Source organism: Streptomyces sp. LaBMicrA B280 (assembly GCF_049222185.1).
GTDB classification, from domain to species: domain Bacteria; phylum Actinomycetota; class Actinomycetes; order Streptomycetales; family Streptomycetaceae; genus Streptomyces; species Streptomyces murinus.
In genome coordinates, this window is record NZ_JBMJCT010000018.1 from 36,900 (window position 1) to 53,957 (window position 17,058).

The window sequence follows — 17,058 nt, forward strand, 5'->3', positions numbered from 1 at the left end:
TCCGGGGCGCAGGTACCGTTATGGGCATGCGCCTCCACGTCGTCGACCACCCCCTGGTCGCTCACAAGCTCACCACGCTGCGCGACCAGCGCACCGACTCCGCGACCTTCCGTCGGCTCGCCGACGAACTGGTCACCCTGCTCGCCTACGAGGCCACGCGGGACGTGCGCACCGAGATCGTCGACGTCGACACGCCGGTCGCCCGCACCACCGGCGTCAAGCTCGCCCGCCCCCGCCCGCTCGTCGTGCCGATCCTGCGCGCCGGTCTCGGCATGCTCGACGGCATGGTCCGGCTGCTGCCGACCGCCGAGGTGGGCTTCCTGGGCATGATCCGCAACGAGGAGACGCTCGAAGCCTCCACGTACGCCACCCGGATGCCGGAGGACCTCTCGGGCCGCCAGGTCTACGTCCTCGACCCGATGCTGGCCACGGGCGGCACCCTGGTCGCCGCCATCCGCGAGCTGATCCGGCGCGGCGCGGACGACGTCACGGCCGTGGTCCTGCTGGCCGCGCCCGAGGGCGTCGAGCTGATGGAGCGCGAACTGGCGGGCACGCCGGTGACGGTGGTGACGGCCGCGGTCGACGACCACCTCAACGAGCACGGCTACATCATCCCGGGCCTGGGCGACGCGGGCGACCGGCTGTACGGCGCGGCGGAGTAGCAGGAGCCTTCAGCCACACAGGGGGCCGCGCCCGAAGGGGCGCGGGGCCCTGTCGATCCGCGGCTCCGCCGGGTGGGCGCGGTCAGCCACGGTGGACCCGCACCCGGCGACGGGGTCTCAGCAGCCCTTCTTCTTCGGCGAGCCGACGGCAGTCGCGGGCGCGGTCAGGGCGGTGACCGCCTTGTCCGCGTCCGCCGCCTTCACCAGCCCCTTGAACCCGTCCCCGAGGATGAGGTCGAGGGTGGCCCCCCTGCGCCCGTCGGGGCGCTGCTCCGCGCCCGCGAGCTGCGCGCCGAGCACCGGCAGGGACGTGTCGACCGCGGACGTCGGCCCGAGGACCACTCCCGCGCCCTTCACTTTCTTGTCGTAGTCCGCACCGGCGTTGCCGACGTCACCGATCTTGAACCCGCGCTTCTTCAGCTGGTCCGCGGTGTCCTTGGCGAGCCCGGTGCGGGCGGTGGCGTTGAAGACGTTCACGGTGATGCGGCCGGGCGGGGGCAGCACCTTCCCGCCGTGCGCGGTCGCGGCCCGCGCCGCGTCGGTCCTGCCCTTGGCCGGGCACCGCTTCGCGGCGTCGGCGCTCGATCCGCCCCCGCTGAAGACGTCGATGAGTTCCAGCGTGCCCCAGCCGAGCAGACCGAGGGTGCACACGGAGGCCAGTACGGCCGCGACCAGCCGGCCTCGCCGCCGGGGCCGGCGCATCCGGGGGTACTTCGTCCCCGTGATCCGGTATTTGCCGCCCATGCCGGGGGGAGTCAGCATGCTCATGAACGCAGCGTAGTGCGCCGGGGCGGGGATGCCTATTAGATGATCAGTCGAGGGCGCTCAGTGAAACCCGAAAGGGTCAATCGGCGGGCGTCACCGGGCCATTCGGCGCAGTCGGCGAGGCTCGGCCGACCGGTCGGGTCAGCCGAGTTCGAGCACTCGCGCGTGCAGCACCTGGCGCTGCTGGAGCGCCGCGCGCACCGCGCGGTGCAGGCCGTCCTCCAGGTAGAGATCGCCCTGCCACTTCACGACATGCGCGAAGAGATCGCCGTAGAACGTCGAGTCCTCCGCGAGCAGGGTTTCCAGGTCCAGCTGCTGCTTGGTCGTCACGAGCTGATCGAGGCGGACCGGGCGCGGCGCGACGTCCGCCCACTGCCGGGTGCTTTCCCGGCCGTGATCGGGGTACGGCCGGCCGTTTCCGATGCGCTTGAAGATCACACGGAAAGCCTACCGGCCCAGACGTTCCGGGCGCAGCCATGGCGCCGGAGTGCGACCCTTGAAAAGGTTCCACAAACAGGACAAATGCCGTCTATCGGCAACAGGGGGCGTGACGAAGGAGCAGGGGACCGGATGAGCGACCGCGACGCACCGCCCGACGCGGGCCCCGCCGGGCTCCCCGACCCGGCCCGGCGGATCGCCGCCGGGTACGCCTTCTCGGGCCCCGCCCTCGACCTCGGCGCCCTGCTGTGGGACGGCGGCTGCCACGCGGACGCCCCGGTCCGTGTCCCGCTGCCCATGCTCAACCGGCACGGCCTGGTCGCGGGCGCCACCGGCACCGGCAAGACCAAGACCCTCCAGCTGATCGCCGAACAGCTGTCGGTGCAGGGGGTGCCGGTGTTCCTCGCGGACGTCAAGGGCGACCTGTCCGGCATCGCGCGCCCCGGCCAGGAGAGCGAGCGGGTACGGCAGCGGTCCGCCGAGGTCGGCCGGAGCTGGACCCCGGCCGGGTTCCCGGCGGAGTTCTACGCGCTCGGCGGTCTCGGCCACGGCATCCCGGTGCGCGCCACGGTCACGAGTTTCGGACCGGTGCTGCTGTCCAAGGTGCTCGGGCTCAACCAGACCCAGGAGCAGTCCCTCGGCCTGATCTTCCACTACGCCGACACCAAGGGCCTGGAGCTGATCGATCTCAAGGACCTCAGGGCGGTCGTCGCCTTTCTCACCTCCGACGAGGGCAAACCCGAGTTGAGGGGGATCGGCGGGCTCTCCACGGCCACCGCCGGGGTGATCCTGCGCTCGCTCACCGCCTTCGAGGCGCAGGGCATGGCGGACTTCTTCGGGGAGCCGGAGTTCGACACGGCCGGTTTCCTGCGGACGGCGGACGACGGGCGGGGCATCGTCTCCGTCCTCGAACTCCCCGCCGTGCAGGACCGACCGCGGCTGTTCTCCACCTTCCTGATGTGGCTGCTGGCCGACCTCTTCCACGACCTGCCCGAGATCGGCGACGCCGACAGGCCGAAGCTGGTGTTCTTCTTCGACGAGGCGCATCTGCTGTTCAACGGCGCGTCCAAGGCGTTCCTGGACTCGATCACCCAGACCGTGCGGCTGATCCGCTCCAAGGGCGTCGGCGTCTTCTTCGTCACCCAGACCCCGAAGGACGTGCCCGCCGACGTCCTCGGCCAGCTCGGCAACCGCGTCCAGCACGCGCTGCGGGCCTTCACACCGGACGACCAGAAGGCGCTGCGGGCGACCGTGCGGACCTTCCCGAGATCGCCGTACGACCTGGAGGAGCTGCTCACCGGCCTGGGCACCGGCGAGGCGGTGGTGACCGTGCTCGGCGAGAACGGCGCCCCCACCCCCGTCGCCGCCACCCGGCTGCGCGCCCCCGAGTCCCTGATGGGCCCGCTGGATCCGGCCGAGCTGGCCGACGCGGTACGGAAATCGCCGCTGTACGGCCGTTATGCACAGGCTGTGGACCGCGAGTCGGCGTACGAGCGGCTGACCGCAGCGCCGGTGGCGGCACCGGCGTCCGCCGCCCCGAAGGAGCGCCCGGCGAAGGAGGAACCCACGCTGGTCGAACAGGTCGTCGGCAGCGGGATGTTCAAGTCCCTGGCCCGCTCGGTCGGCACCCAGCTGGGCCGCGAGATCACCCGCTCCCTGTTCGGGACCGCGCGCCGCGGACGATGATCGCCCGGGACCGTGCGCCGCGGACGGTGAACGACCGGCCGCCGCCGGAGGCGGTGGGCGCGTCCAGTACGGCGGTTCGGCCAGGATCAGACGGTCTGCGGCACCTGCTTCGCCCGGTGGCGGATGCGGAACGCGGTGATGATCTCGGTGACGCCCACCACGACCAGCCAGATGCCGCCGACGAGGGTCAGCACGGCCACCGACCGGAAGGGCGAGTCGATCAGCACGATCCCGGCGACGAAGGTCAGGACGCCGAGCACGATCTGCCAGCCGCGCGCGGGCATCCGGGGGTCGGAGATCGCGGCCATGGTGTGGGTGACCCCCCGGATCAGCCAGCCGATGCCGATCCACAGGGCGAGCAGCAGGATCGACTGCATCGGCCCGCGGAAGCAGAGCAGGCCCAGCAGGATCGACAGCGCGCCGCTGATGAACGCGAGCACCCGCAGCGAGGTCGCCTGGTGCGTGCCGAACGCCGCGATCAGCTGGAACACACCGCTGACCAGCAGATAGAGCCCGAAGAGGACGCCGGCCACGACCAGGGAGTGGCCCGGCCACACCAGGACCAGGATGCCCAGGATCAGCGAGGCGATCCCGGTGACCAGGACCACCTGCCAGGCGGCCTTGGCCAGGGCGTGCAGCGGTCCCTCGACCGGCGGTTCGGCCTCATGGCGCTCATGGCGCGCCTGCGGTTCGTGCGGGGCGCCCGGCGGGTGTCCGCCGTGGACGCGCTGGTCGTCGTACTCACGGCCCCGTTCCGGTCCGTGCTGCGATGCCTCGGTCATGCTCCATGCTCGGAACGGCTCCGCGAGTTCCGCCACCCGGGTGGGCCACCAGGCGTACCCGCGGGCCGCCGCGGGGTCTGTTCCCGGGTCTACTTACGGGCCGCTTTCGCCGCCTTGGCCGCGGCCTTCATCTCCTGTTTGTGGGCGCGCACCCTGGTGAGCGAGTCCGGTCCGGTGATGTCGGCGACGGACCGGTAGGACTCCGGTTCGCCGTAGGCGCCGGCCGCCTCGCGCCAGCCCGTGGGCGTGACCCCGAGCTGCTTGCCCAGCAGCGCGAGGAAGATCTGCGCCTTCTGCCGCCCGAACCCCGGCAGGTCCTCCAGGCGTTTCAGCAGCTCGGCCCCGCTGCCGACGCCCCGCCAGACGGCCTCGGCGTCCCCGTCGTAGTGCTCGACCAGGTACTGGCACAGCTGCTGGACGCGCTTGGCCATGGAGCCCGGGTAGCGGTGCACGGCGGGCTTCTCGGCGAGCAGCGCGGCGAACGCCTCCGGGTCCCGCGCGGCGATCTCGTGCGCGTCCAGGTCCTCGGCGCCGAGCCGGTCGGCGATGGTCCGGGGCCCCTTGAACGCCCATTCCATCGGGACCTGCTGGTCCAGCAGCATCCCGGTGAGCGCGGCGAGGGGCGAGCGCCCGAGCAGCGCGTCGGCCGCCGGGTCCTGGGCGAGGTGCAGGGTGACGTCCATGAGCCGATGATCCCGCGTCGCGGTCGATCGCGCGTCGCGTACGATTCCCCCCGTTGGAAATTAGGCAAGGCTAACCTAAGATTTGGAGGGTTCGGGGTGACCAGCGAGACCTACCGCGACGCCTTCGGCATCCCCCATCTGCGCGCGGCGGACGTCCATGCGCTGGCCCGCGCCCAGGGCCGGGTCACCGCACTCGACCGGGCCTGGCAGCTGGAGGTCGAACGGCACCGCGCCCAGGGAACCTCGGCGTCCTTCCTCGGCCCCGGGGAGGTCCCCTGGGACGTCCTCGCCCGCCGGTCGCGCCTGGCCGACACCGCCCGCCGCTGCTTCGCCGCGCTGGAACGCCGGGACCCGGAGACGGCCCACTGGGTACGGTCGTACGCCGACGGCGTCAACGAGGGGCTCCCGGCCGGCGCCCGCCGCGCCCCGGAGTTCGCCCGCACCGCGCTCACCCCGGGCCGCTGGGAGCCCTGGACCCCGCTCGCCGTCTGGCTCTCCACCCACCTCCTCTTCGCGGGCTTCCCGGCCAAGCTCTGGCGCGAGCAGGCGATCAGGCACCTGGGCCCGGACGCCGTGGGCCTGTTCGCCACCGACGGCCCCGGCACAGCGGGCAGCAACGGCTGGCTGCTCTCCGGCGCCCGCACCGCCACCGGCCGCCCGCTGCTCGCCGGTGACCCCCACCGCTTCATCGAGGACCCCGGCGTCTACCAGCAGATCCGCCTGGCCTGCCCCGAGTTCGACGCCCTCGGCCTCGCCGTCCCCGGCATCCCCGGCCTGCCCCACTTCGGCCACGCGGGCACGGTCGCCTGGGGCATCACCAACGCCATGGCCGACTACCAGGACCTCTACCGCGAACGCCTGCGCCGCGCGGGCTCCTCCGTCGAGGCGCTGGGCCCGGACGGACGCTGGCACCCGGCGCACGCGCACACCGAGACGCTGGAGGTCGCGGGGGAGGCGCCGGTCGAGGTCGAGGTGATCGAGACCGAGCGCGGACCGGTGATCGCGGGGGGCCCGGAGACGCCGTACGACCCGGAGGGCGCCGACGGCGGGGCGCTCGCCCTGCGGTACCCGCCCCGCGTCACGGAGGACCTCGGTTTCAGCGCCCTGCTCCCGCTCCTGCGCGCGCGGAACGTCACCGACGTCGACCGGGCCCTGGACGCCTGGGCCGAGCCGGTGAACGTCGTCCAGGCGGCCGACACCGGCGGCGGCACCCTGCACCGGGTCGCCGGGCGCGTCCCGCTGCGCGCCCGCGCCAACCGCCTCCACCCCGTGCCCGCCTGGCGCCCCGGCCACGACTGGCAGGGCTGGCACGAGATGCCGTACGCCCCCGTCCCGGACGGCATCGCCGTGATGGCCAACCAGCGCGGCCCGGCCGCCCCCCTCGGCGTGGAGTTCGCCCCGCCGCACCGCGCCGACCGCATCCGCGACCTGCTCGACACCGGCGGCCGCTGGAGCGCCGGGGACATGGCCGCGATCCACACCGACACCCATCTCGCCTCCGCCGCGCCCCTCCTCGACCACCTCGCCGCGCTCGACGGCCTCACCCCGGCCGCGACCCGGCTGCGCGAGAACCTGCTCGCGTGGGACCGCCGCATGGACGCCGACAGCACCGACGCGGCCCGCTACGCGGCGCTGCGCGGCGCCGTCGTACAACTCCTGGCGGCCCAACCGGCGTTCGCGCCGCTCACCGAACCCCCGGCGTACCCGGAGGCGCTGCGCCCCTGGCTGGCCCTCGTGCCGCGCATCGGATTCGCCCTCGAACACCTGCTGCGCGCCGAGGAGTTGTACGGCATCGACCGACCGGCCCTCGTGCGTACGGCACTTGAGGGCGTGGCCGCCGAACCCCCCACCGGCACCTGGTCGGACACCCACCGCCTCGCCCCCTGGGCGGCCCTGCCGGACGGCCTGGCCACCCCCGGCCTCGCCGGTGACCACGACTGCGTGCTGTGCACCTCCGCCGTGCCCGGCCTCACCGACCGCGCCGCCCGCGGCCCCGCCGCCCGCTGGGTCTGGGACCTCGCCGACCGGGACGCCAGCCGCTGGGTGGTCCCCTTCGGCGCCGACGGCGTCCCCGGGAGCCCGCACCACCACGACCAACTCCCGCTGTGGCTCGGGGGAGAACTCGCCCCCGTCGTCACCGACTGGAACCGGCTCACCCCCGACCGCACCCTGGAGCACCCCGATGACCACTGACCCGTCCCGGTCGTACGAACAGCACGTCGACGGCTTCGGCACCGTCCGCATCCGCCCCCTGGACCCCGCCGCCGACGCGGACGTGATTCACGCCTGGGTGAGCGAGGAACGCGCCGCCTTCTGGGGCATGACCGGCCTCAGCCGCGACCAGGTCGCCGAGATCTACGCCCATATGGCCACCCTGGACACCCACCACGCCCACCTGGTCACCAAGGACGGCGCCCCGGCCGCCCTGTTCCAGACGTACGAGCCCGCCGCGGACCGCGTCGGCGAGTGCTACGACGTGCGGCCCGGCGACCTCGGCGTGCATGTGCTCCTCGCCCCCGCCGACACCGCCGGAGCCCGCCCCGGCTGGTCCGCCGCGCTGCTCACGGTCCTGACGACGTACGCGCTGACCGGCCTCGGCCGGCAGCGGCTGGTGGTCGACCCGGACGTCCGCAACGCCAAGGCGATCGCCCGCTTCGTCCGCCAGGGCTTCGTGCGCGGACCCGCCGTCGTGCTGCCCGAGGTGGACCTCCCCGATGTGTACCTGCCCGAGAAGCACGCCCAACTCGCGTTCCTGGAACGCGGCTAGAGCGGGGGTAGCCTTCCGGGGGTGACGACTCCGCACGAGCTGATCGCGCACTACGGACTCGAACCGATCCCCCGCGAGGGCGGCCTGTTCCGGCGTACCTGGGAGGGGCCCGAGCGGGCGGACGGCCGCCCCGCGGGCGCCGCCATCGTGGCCCTGCTCACGGCGGACGACTACTCCGCCCTGCACCGCCTCCCCTACGCCGAGATCTGGCACTTCTACCTCGGCGACCCGCTGCGCCTGCTGTTCCTCGCCCCCGACGGCACCACCCGTACGGCCGTCCTCGGCCCCGATCTGCGCGCCGGACAGCAGGTCCAGCTGACCGTCCCGGCCCGCACCTGGATGGGGGCGCGGGTGGCCCCGGGCGGCTCCTGGACGTTCTTCGGCTGCACGACGGCCCCCGGCTTCACCTACGCGGACTACGAACACGGGGACGCCGCGGACCTCACGGCGCGTTACCCCGCCGAGGCCGCCCGGATCAGGGAACTGTGCCGCCCATGAGCCTCCTCGACGGACAGACCGCCCTGGTGACCGGCGCGGGCGGCGGCATCGGCCGCGCCCTCGCGCTGCGCTTCGCCGAACAGGGCGCGGCGGTCGCCCTGCACTGCCGTACGGCGACCGGCGCGGCCGGGGAGACCGCCGACCGGATCCGGTCGGCGGGCGGCCGGGCGGTCGTGCTGCGCGCGGACCTGACCGACGAGGACGCCTGCCACCGCCTGGTCCGCGACACCCTGGAGTGGTCAGGCGGGCGGCTCACCGCGCTGGTCAACAACGCGGCCGCGCAGCCGGTCCAGCCGCTGCCCCAGATGACCGCCGCCGAGTGGCGCGCGGTGGTCGACACCGACCTGACCAGCGTCTTCTCCTGCACCCAGGCCGCCGCGGCCCATATGCGCGGGCACGGCGGCGGCACCGTCACCCACATCGCCTCCATCGAGGCCGGACACCCCGCCCCCGGGCACGCCCACTACGGCGCGGCCAAGGCGGCGGTCGTGACGCACGCCCGAGCGGCCGCCCTGGAGTACGGCCCGGACGGCATCCGCGTCAACACGGTCTCCCCGGGCCTGATCGACCGCCCGGACCTCGCCGCCGCCTGGCCGGACGGCGTCCGGCGCTGGCTCACCGCCGCTCCCACCGGCCGCCTGGGCCGCCCCGAGGACGTCGCCGACGCCTGCGTCTTCCTCGCCTCGCCGCTCGCCTCCTGGATCACCGGGCACGACCTGGTGGTGGACGGGGGTGTGTCGGCGCGGCCTACCTGGTGAGCGCTCCGCCCGCGTCGCCGTTCCCGCTCGCGCGCCACTCCAGGGCCTGGGGCTCCTCGGTGAACTCGATCAGGTGCTGCCCGGCGAACCGGTGCAGCGCGTCGCGCACCTCCACCGGCGTGGCGTAGAAGAACTCCTTGCGGCTGTTCACCTGGTTGACCCGCTGGGACGCGAAGTGCCGGTGCAGTTCCGCCTCCAGGCCGACCGCGTCCTTGCTGAAGATCAGCGCGTGCACATCGAAGCGGAAGGGGACGGCCGCACCGCTCAACTCGTGCACCCGTTCAAGGGGTTCGAGCCGACGGGTCATGCCGATCTTCACGATGCGATCGCCGAAGGCGCCGATGTTCGAGATGACGTACACATAGCCGGTGCGGATGTTGGCCGCACGGGACTCGACGTCCTGGAGCGAGTTCTCGATCTCGGCCAGCTTGGCCTCCAGCTCCGCGGCGCCGCCCGCGTCCCCGCGCTCGCGCAGCCGCTCCAGCGCCACCTGGTAGTGGCCGAGTTCCTTGCTCAGCTTCTCGCGCTGCCGGTCCAGCTCCCGCTGCACGGCCGCCTCCTCCCGCTCCCGGGCGCGCGCCTCGCGCTGGGCCTCCTTCTCCTCGTCCTTCCGCTGGAGGTAGTCGGCGGTGAGCTCCAGCTCGCGCACCCGCGCGTTGTGGAACTCGTCGCTGATCCGGATGTGCATGGTGGCGCCCAGCTTGGCGATCGTCTCGCGGCTCTTGTAGAGCCGGTCGACGAGAGAGGCGAGCCGGTACGGCCGCATGGACCGCACCGCGTAGTCGGCCTCGGCGTTGTAGGCGCGCAGCATGAGTTTGGAGAAGTCGCGGACCATCTTCTGGCCCTCGCGCTTGGAGCCGTTGACCGTCCAGTCCGTTGTGGCGTGCACGGCCCGGCCCGCGCGGGTGAGCGACTTGATCTCGTCCCGGAGCGTGTCGAGGCGGCTGCGGTAGGCGATCGCGTCCTGGAGGACATGCCGGTAGGCGTAGATCCCCGCCTCCTGGAGCAAGGCGGTCTCGTCGGCGTTGACGATCCGCGCCTGGAGCCCGGCGAGCCGTTCTTCGGCGGCGGAGACGTCCTCGCGCAGCCGGTCCGTCACCCTGGCCGCCTCGCGCGCGTCGGCGAGGATCTCCTTCGCCGTCGCCCGCGCGTCCTCGACGATCTCCCGGGCCTCGTCCCCGGCTTCGGCGACCGCCCGCGCCCGCAGAGCCCCGGCCTGCCGTACGAGATCGGCGACGCGCCCGGCGTCCAGCCCCTGCGTCCGCGCGATCCAGGCCCGCAGCTCCTCCGCCTCGGAGACGGCATCCGCCCTGCGCCGCCCGAACAACCGGCCCCTGCGCGGCGCGGGCACCGCGGGCAGGCCGCCGCCGAGAGGGGTACCGGTCGTGGGGCCGACGCCAGGGGTGCCGGTCAGGGGACTGCCGACAAGGGTACCGGTCGCGGGGCCGACGCCAGGGGTGCCGGTCAGGGGACTGCCGACAAGGGTGCCGGTCGTGGGGCCGACGGCAAGGGTGCCGGTCGTGGGGCCGACGGCAAGGGTGCCGGTCGTGGGGCCGACGGCAGGGATGCCGGTCGCGGGGCCGCCCTCCGGGATCCACAGCTGCCAGTCCTCCGGGGCGGCCGGCCACGACGGATCGGGCCGCCAGTCCGTCGGCGGCGTCCATCCCGCGGGCGGCACGGGCCAGCCCGGCGGCGGATTGAAGCGATAAGCGCTCATTCCCACCCCCCAGTGAAATGCGCAGAGCGCGATTCTCCGGTCGATCGGCGACCGGGGCGCCCGCCTGTTCCGCCTTGTGACCTTCTTGTGATCGGGCACGGGCGGGGAGCGCACAACGTCGAAGGGCCCCACTGCAAGCAGTGGGGCCCTTCGACATCGTGCCCGGTGAGGCACTGGCGGAGGATACGAGATTCGAACTCGTGAGGGGTTGCCCCCAACACGCTTTCCAAGCGTGCGCCCTAGGCCTCTAGGCGAATCCTCCGGTCGGAACATTACATGACCGAGGAGGGTGCTCGCGAACTCGTTCCCGCAGGCCCGGATCGGGTACTCTCTGCGTAGCCCCTCACGCGGCGCTATCTGACTGAACTCCCCCAGGGCCGGAAGGCAGCAAGGGTAGGTCGGCTCTGGCGGGTGCGTGGGGGGCGTCTGCGTTGCCGGGCTTCGGCGGGCCCGGTTGTCAGTGCGCGCCTATAACCTCGTAAGCGTGTCGTCTCTCGCGCTGTACCGCCGCTACCGTCCCGAGACCTTTGCCGAGGTCATCGGGCAGGAGCATGTCACCGACCCGCTGCAGCAGGCGCTGCGCAACAACCGGGTCAATCACGCGTACCTGTTCAGCGGGCCGCGTGGCTGCGGGAAGACCACCAGCGCGCGCATCCTCGCCCGCTGCCTCAACTGCGAGCAGGGCCCGACCCCCACTCCGTGCGGCGAGTGCCAGTCCTGCCAGGACCTCGCGCGCAACGGACCGGGTTCGATCGACGTCATCGAGATCGACGCCGCCTCCCACGGTGGCGTGGACGACGCCCGCGAGCTGCGCGAGAAGGCCTTCTTCGGCCCCGCGGGCAGCCGGTACAAGATCTACATCATCGACGAGGCCCACATGGTCACGTCGGCCGGCTTCAACGCCCTGCTGAAGGTCGTCGAGGAGCCGCCCGAGCACCTCAAGTTCATCTTCGCCACGACCGAGCCCGAGAAGGTCATCGGCACCATCCGCTCGCGGACCCACCACTACCCGTTCCGGCTGGTACCGCCCGGCACCCTACGGGACTACCTCGGCGAGGTGTGCCAGAAGGAGGCCATCCCCGTCGAGGACGGCGTGCTCCCCCTGGTGGTGCGCGCGGGTGCCGGATCCGTCCGTGACTCCATGTCCGTCATGGACCAACTCCTCGCCGGCGCGGGCGCGGACGGTGTGACGTACACCATGGCCACTGCCCTCCTCGGCTACACCGACGGCTCCCTCCTCGACTCCGTCGTCGAGGCCTTCGCCACCGGTGACGGCGCGGCCGCCTTCGAGGTCGTCGACCGCATCATCGAGGGCGGCAACGACCCCCGCCGCTTCGTCGCCGACCTGCTCGAACGCCTCCGCGACCTGGTGATCCTCGCCGCCGTGCCGGACGCCGTCGACAAGGGGCTCATCGACGCCCCCGCCGACGTCCTGGAGCGCATGCAGGCCCAGGCGTCCACCTTCGGCGCGGCCGAGCTGAGCCGCGCCGCCGACCTGGTCAACCAGGGCCTCACCGAGATGCGCGGCGCCACCTCGCCCCGCCTCCAGCTCGAACTCATCTGCGCCCGCGTCCTGCTCCCCGCCGCTTACGGCGACGAGCGCTCCCTCATGGCCCGCCTCGACCGCGTCGAGCGCGGCGTCAACTTCAGCGCGGGCACCGGCGCCCCCGCCATGGGCTACGTCCCCGGCCCGGAGGCCCACGGCGGCGCTCCGGCCGCGACGGTCCCGCCCGGCGGCGCCCCCGTGTGCTCTTCCGATCGGCCGCCCCCCGGCCACCGGCCCAGTCGGCTCCCGCCGCCCCCGCGCCCTCGGCTCCCCAGCCCCCCGCGGCCGCCCCCGCCGGTGGTCTCGACCCCCGGATGCTCTGGCCGAACATCCTGGAGGCCGTGAAGAACCGCCGACGCTTCACCTGGATCCTGCTCAGCCAGAACGCGCAGGTCACCGGCTTCGACGGCACCACGCTCCAGCTGGGCTTCGTGAACGCGGGGGCCCGTGACAACTTCGCGAGCAGCGGCAGCGAGGACGTGCTGCGGGCCGCGCTGGCCGAGCAGTTCAACGTGCAGTGGAAGATCGAATCGCTGATCGACCCGTCCGGCGGCGGCTCCGCACCCCCTGCCCCCGGCGGCGGCTACGGCGGTGGCGGCGCGCCCGTCGGCGGCGGCTACGGATCCTCGCCCGCGCCCCGCCCCAGCGCCCCTTCCCAGCCCGCCCCGCAGCCCTCCGCCCCCGCGTCGGGCGGCTCCACCCCACCGGCATCCGGCCCGGCATCCCCTCGCCCCGCCGCCCCCGAGCCGCCCCCCGTCTCCATCGAGGACGACATCCCCGAGGACGACGACCCCGACCTGGACGAATCCGCCCTCTCCGGCCACGACCTGATCATGCGCGAACTGGGCGCCACGGTGGTGGAGGAATTCACCAACGAGTGAGCCCCCTGGAGGCCGACGCCCCCCCGCCACCCCCTCAGGGGCGCGGGGAACTGCGCGCTCAGCCACGACGCTCCCGCACCTGACGATGGACCGCCTGCCCCAGCCGCAATCCCGTAGCCCTTTGAGGTCGACGGCCCCCGCCACCCCCTCAGGGGCGCGGGGAACTGCGCGATCGGCCACGACGGCCCCGCACCCGACGACGGACGGCCTGCCCCCACCCCCTCTCCACACCCCCACCCCCTCCGCACCCCCACCCCCCTTGTAGGAACGTACGGCTTCCCCACCCCCCGGACTTCGGCGACCTTGCCATTAGGCTGACCCCGTGAACGTCCTCGTCATCGGCAGCGGCGCCCGCGAACACGCCCTGTGCCGCTCCCTGTCCCTCGATCCCGACGTCACCGCGCTGCACTGCGCCCCCGGCAACGCCGGCATCGCCGAGGTCGCCGAGCTGCACCAGGTCGACGCGCTCGACGGTGCCGCGGTGACCGCGCTGGCGCGGCAACTCGGTGCCGAGCTGGTCGTCGTCGGCCCGGAGGCCCCCCTGGTCGCCGGTGTCGCCGACGCCGTGCGCGCCGCCGGCATCCCGGTGTTCGGCCCGTCCGGCGAGGCCGCCCGGCTGGAGGGGTCCAAGGCGTTCGCCAAGGACGTCATGGCCTCGGCCGGGGTGCCGACCGCCCGGTCGTACGTCTGCGCCACCGCCGACGAGGTCGCCGAGGCCCTCGACGCCTTCGGTGCCCCCTACGTCGTCAAGGACGACGGACTCGCCGCCGGCAAGGGCGTCGTCGTCACCTCCGACCTGGCCGCCGCCGAGGCGCACGCCGCCGCCTGCGAGCGCGTGGTGATCGAGGAGTTCCTCGACGGCCCCGAGGTGTCCCTGTTCGCGGTCACCGACGGCGAGACCGTCGTACCGCTCCAGCCCGCCCAGGACTTCAAGCGCGCCCTGGACGGCGACGAGGGCCCCAACACCGGCGGCATGGGCGCCTATTCGCCGCTGCCGTGGGCCGACCCGAAGCTGGTCGAGGAGGTGCTGCACACCGTCCTCCAGCCGACGGTGGACGAACTGCGCCGCCGCGGCACCCCGTTCTCCGGGCTGCTCTACGCCGGTCTGGCGATCACCGGCCGGGGCGTGCGGGTCATCGAGTTCAACGCCCGCTTCGGCGACCCCGAGACCCAGGTCGTGCTGGCCCGGCTGCGGACCCCGCTGGCCGGGCTGCTGATGGCCGCCGCCACCGGCAACCTCGCCGACCTGCCGCCGCTGCGCTGGAGCGAGGACGCGGCCGTCACCGTCGTCGTCGCCTCCCACAACTACCCCGGCACCCCGCGCACCGGCGACCCGATCACCGGTCTCGCCGAGGTGGCCGCCGAGGACGCCCCGGACGCCTATGTGCTGCACGCGGGCACCCGGCAGGACGGCGACGCGGTCGTCAGCGCGGGCGGCCGGGTGCTGTCCGTCACCGCGTCCGGCAAGGACCTGGACGAGGCGCGCGAGCGGGCGTACCGGGCGGTGGGCCGGATCCGGCTCGACGGCGGGCAGTACCGCACGGACATCGCGGCGAAGGCGGCCGCCGAGGCGCTCTGAGCGTTCTCTCGACGCCTCCCAGCTCCCGTTTCACCCCGACAGGCCCCGGATCCGCAATCCGGGGCCTGATCTTTGCTGTCTGTCACCCAGCTCTGACCAAAGCCATTCCATCGAGTGAGCAATCGCCCATCCGGCTGACGTGGGCCGAGGCCGCAACTAGGGTGCCGCGCAAGCGTTCCGGCACTTGGCACACGGGCAGTGCGCTCTCGGCCATCGGCACTGCGCACTTGGCCCACCGGCATTGCGTTGTCAGTGACGGATGCCACAGTGGGGGAGTGAGCAGCACCAGGACAGCACGGCATCGACAGGGGAGGGGGTGAGGTCGGCACGTGACCGGAAACGGTGTGGAAGCGGGCGCGCAGGCCGCGCGTTCCCGGGCCCTCGCGGTGTTGCGGGTCCGCGGCCGGGCCCTGGGCGTGGCCGTGCTGCCCGCGGCCGCCGAGGTGATCCTGCTGGCCGGCGCGGCCACGGGCCATCTGGTCGGCCCCGGCTGGGACGCCGCCCGCTGGGCCGTGGGCGTCCTCGCGGTCCTCGTCCTGCTGGCCACCGCCGGCATCGCCCTGGTCGTCGCGCGGGCCCGTCCCGCCATGACGCCGACCGTGCCTGTCGCGGAGGAGTCCGCCCCCGACCTGTACCGGATGGTGCGCGACCTCGCCGAGCGGCTGGAGGTCCCGGCGCCCTCCGCCATAGCCCTCACCCCGGACTGCGACAGCTGGCTGGAGGACCGCACCCACCCGGCGCACGGCCTGCCCGCCCGGACCGGTCCCGGTGCGGCGGACATACCGGGTGAGGGGCGCCGCCCCCGCCGGGCCCCCGCCGCGCCGGTCCTCGTCATCGGCTCCCCCTTCCTGTGGTGGATGCGGGTCGGTGAGCTGCGCGCCGTCATCGCCCCCGTCGTCGCCGGTACGGGCCCCTCGGCACAGCCCGACATAGCCGCCGCCCGGCGCTTCGTGCGCGGCCTCGACGCCACCCTGGCCATAGCCGCCACGCCCCGGCGGGGTCCGCTGGCCCGCGGGGCCTGCGCGCTCCTCGGCCGAGATCGGAAGAGCGTCGTGGAGGGAACTGCGCGCTCCTCGGCCGGGTGGCCCGGCTGCTGCTGGGCGCCTGCCGTGAGCACGCCGCGCAGATGGAGCGCGGGGTCGCCGCGGCCGCCGCCGAGCGGGCGCGGACGGTGGACTACGGACTGCGGATCGTCGCCCAGGAGCAGGTCGGGCTCGCGTACGCGGGCTGGGACCGGCTGCTGACCCGGGTGGCGCTGCCCGCCTGGCGGATGGGCCGCTGGCCCTCCCGGCTGGACGCGGGCGTGGTCGCCGCGCTCACCGAGCTGTCCCGGCGCGACCGGCTGGCCGAGGGCTTCACGTCCCGCCTCGGCGAGCGGCCCGCCTGCGATCTGCTGGAGGAGCCCGGCAGCGTGGACGAGGCCACCTCGCTGCTCGCCGCGCGCCTCTTCCACGGCGGCCCCGCCGGACCCCGCGCCGACTGGGCGCCGGTGGACTGGCAGTCGTACCCGGAGGAGGTCGTGGACCGCACCTGGCGCGCCGACGCGGCCCGGCTGCACCGCGTCCTGGACTCCCTCGGACCCCGCCCCGCCCGGCACACCGCGGCCCCCACCCTGGCCCGGATCCTGGACCACCTCACCGAGCCCACGGACCCGGAGCCCGCCACCGGACCCGCGGACCCAGCCGCGCACCCGGCCGCCGACCCGGACGGACCGGCGGCGACCGCCCCCGGCGCCGCCCTCGTCCCCGCCCGCACCGACGACCACACGACCGCCCGTACCACCGCCCACGCCGACGCCCACACCGGCGCGGACACCGGTCTCCTGGCGGCGGCCGACGAGGCCGCCGAGGACGATGAGGACGACGACCCGGGCACCGAACGCAGCATCCTCCTCGCCGCCGGCCTCAGCGCCGAGGTGGCCCGGGAGGAGAACGCCGTGCCGCGCGGCGCCACCGCCGCGGGCCAGAGCCCGCCCTGCACCCTCTGGGACGGCGGCGCGCTGCCCCTCGTCCCCCTCCAGCCCCCGCGTACCGCCCGCGAACTGCTGACCGACCACGTCACCGCGATGGTGTGCTGCGCCGCCGTCGACACCGCGGGCGCGGTCCCGGCGCTGGACTGGCTGGACGGCCCGTCCCTGCTGCTGCACGGAGAGCGGGCGGCCGACCTGACCCCCCGGGTGCTGAGCCTGATCGAGGAGGGCGACCCGGGCCCGCTGCGCGACTGGCTGGCCGCCGCGGGGATACGCCCCGAGAAGCCGATACGCCTCGTCTGACAGCCGAGACGCCTCGCCCAACGG

At 74.0% G+C, this 17,058-nt stretch carries 12 protein-coding genes, 1 tRNA gene, 1 other RNA gene and 2 pseudogenes; 10 read left to right on the forward strand and 6 right to left on the reverse strand.

What is annotated here, in order from left to right; genetic code table 11:
* Positions 1 to 26 precede the first annotated feature (26 nt).
* Entirely contained in the window at positions 27 to 662 is a 636-nt protein-coding gene (gene upp / locus ACLF5H_RS17615) for a uracil phosphoribosyltransferase (protein WP_085568627.1), read from the forward strand.
* Positions 663 to 779: 117 nt separating this feature from the next.
* Here the strand turns inward: upp and ACLF5H_RS17620 are convergent, their stop codons facing one another.
* Positions 780 to 1,424: a LytR C-terminal domain-containing protein gene (locus tag ACLF5H_RS17620; protein WP_421677019.1), complete on the reverse strand. Its 645-nt coding sequence runs from the start codon at positions 1,422 to 1,424 to the stop codon at positions 780 to 782.
* 144 nt (positions 1,425 to 1,568) lie between these two features.
* Positions 1,569 to 1,865, reverse strand: coding sequence for a type II toxin-antitoxin system VapB family antitoxin (locus ACLF5H_RS17625; protein WP_003986294.1), 297 nt, complete (start codon positions 1,863 to 1,865; stop codon positions 1,569 to 1,571).
* Positions 1,866 to 1,997: 132 nt separating this feature from the next.
* Here ACLF5H_RS17625 and ACLF5H_RS17630 point away from each other — a divergent pair, with 132 nt between their 5' ends.
* The gene (locus ACLF5H_RS17630) at positions 1,998 to 3,551 is read left to right on the forward strand and encodes a helicase HerA-like domain-containing protein (protein ID WP_421676969.1); all 1,554 of its coding nucleotides are present in this window, start codon (positions 1,998 to 2,000) and stop codon (positions 3,549 to 3,551) included.
* Positions 3,552 to 3,637: 86 nt separating this feature from the next.
* On the opposite strand, the gene ACLF5H_RS17635 is transcribed toward ACLF5H_RS17630, so the two are convergent.
* Both ACLF5H_RS17635 and ACLF5H_RS17640 read right to left on the reverse strand, forming a co-directional pair.
* Positions 3,638 to 4,333 (reverse strand): HdeD family acid-resistance protein, encoded by a 696-nt coding sequence (locus ACLF5H_RS17635; protein ID WP_421676970.1) that lies wholly within the window; start codon positions 4,331 to 4,333, stop codon positions 3,638 to 3,640.
* Between the two features lie 89 nt (positions 4,334 to 4,422).
* Positions 4,423 to 5,016 carry an HhH-GPD-type base excision DNA repair protein gene (locus tag ACLF5H_RS17640; RefSeq protein ID WP_421676971.1) on the reverse strand — a complete coding sequence of 198 codons (594 nt, stop codon included), beginning with the start codon at positions 5,014 to 5,016 and terminating at the stop codon, positions 4,423 to 4,425.
* A 96-nt stretch (positions 5,017 to 5,112) separates the two neighbouring features.
* On the opposite strand from ACLF5H_RS17640, the gene ACLF5H_RS17645 reads away from it, so the two are divergent.
* From ACLF5H_RS17645 to ACLF5H_RS17660, 4 genes are read left to right on the forward strand one after another with little or no spacing between them, the layout of a single operon-like run.
* Positions 5,113 to 7,209, forward strand: coding sequence for a penicillin acylase family protein (locus ACLF5H_RS17645; protein ID WP_421676972.1), 2,097 nt, complete (start codon positions 5,113 to 5,115; stop codon positions 7,207 to 7,209).
* The gene (locus ACLF5H_RS17650) at positions 7,199 to 7,783 is read left to right on the forward strand and encodes a GNAT family N-acetyltransferase (RefSeq protein ID WP_421676973.1); all 585 of its coding nucleotides are present in this window, start codon (positions 7,199 to 7,201) and stop codon (positions 7,781 to 7,783) included. Before ACLF5H_RS17645 ends, ACLF5H_RS17650 begins: the two co-directional genes overlap by 11 nt.
* Before the next feature lie 21 nt (positions 7,784 to 7,804).
* Entirely contained in the window at positions 7,805 to 8,281 is a 477-nt protein-coding gene (locus tag ACLF5H_RS17655) for a cupin domain-containing protein (protein WP_421676974.1), read from the forward strand.
* A complete protein-coding gene (locus ACLF5H_RS17660) occupies positions 8,278 to 9,039 on the forward strand; it encodes an SDR family NAD(P)-dependent oxidoreductase (RefSeq protein WP_421676975.1) in 762 nt (253 codons plus the stop codon). Before ACLF5H_RS17655 ends, ACLF5H_RS17660 begins: the two co-directional genes overlap by 4 nt.
* Here the strand turns inward: ACLF5H_RS17660 and ACLF5H_RS17665 are convergent.
* Both ACLF5H_RS17665 and ACLF5H_RS17670 read right to left on the reverse strand, forming a co-directional pair.
* Complete coding sequence (locus ACLF5H_RS17665; protein WP_421676976.1) at positions 9,029 to 10,756, reverse strand: DUF4041 domain-containing protein; 1,728 nt, start codon at positions 10,754 to 10,756, stop codon at positions 9,029 to 9,031. The two genes, ACLF5H_RS17660 and ACLF5H_RS17665, sit on opposite strands and share 11 nt — an antisense overlap.
* Before the next feature lie 174 nt (positions 10,757 to 10,930).
* Positions 10,931 to 11,018 (reverse strand) — tRNA-Ser (locus tag ACLF5H_RS17670).
* A gap of 73 nt (positions 11,019 to 11,091) precedes the next feature.
* Between ACLF5H_RS17670 and ffs the strand changes: the two genes are divergently transcribed.
* The 4 genes and pseudogenes from ffs (at position 11,092) to ACLF5H_RS17690 (ending at position 17,034) form a co-directional block, all read left to right on the forward strand.
* An RNA gene (gene ffs / locus ACLF5H_RS17675) (signal recognition particle sRNA small type) lies at positions 11,092 to 11,186 on the forward strand.
* Between the two features lie 54 nt (positions 11,187 to 11,240).
* Positions 11,241 to 13,183, forward strand: a pseudogene (locus tag ACLF5H_RS17680) (DNA polymerase III subunit gamma and tau).
* A gap of 322 nt (positions 13,184 to 13,505) precedes the next feature.
* Positions 13,506 to 14,762 (forward strand): phosphoribosylamine--glycine ligase, encoded by a 1,257-nt coding sequence (gene purD / locus ACLF5H_RS17685; RefSeq protein WP_421676977.1) that lies wholly within the window; start codon positions 13,506 to 13,508, stop codon positions 14,760 to 14,762.
* 329 nt (positions 14,763 to 15,091) lie between these two features.
* Positions 15,092 to 17,034, forward strand: a pseudogene (locus tag ACLF5H_RS17690) (hypothetical protein).
* Positions 17,035 to 17,058 lie beyond the last annotated feature (24 nt).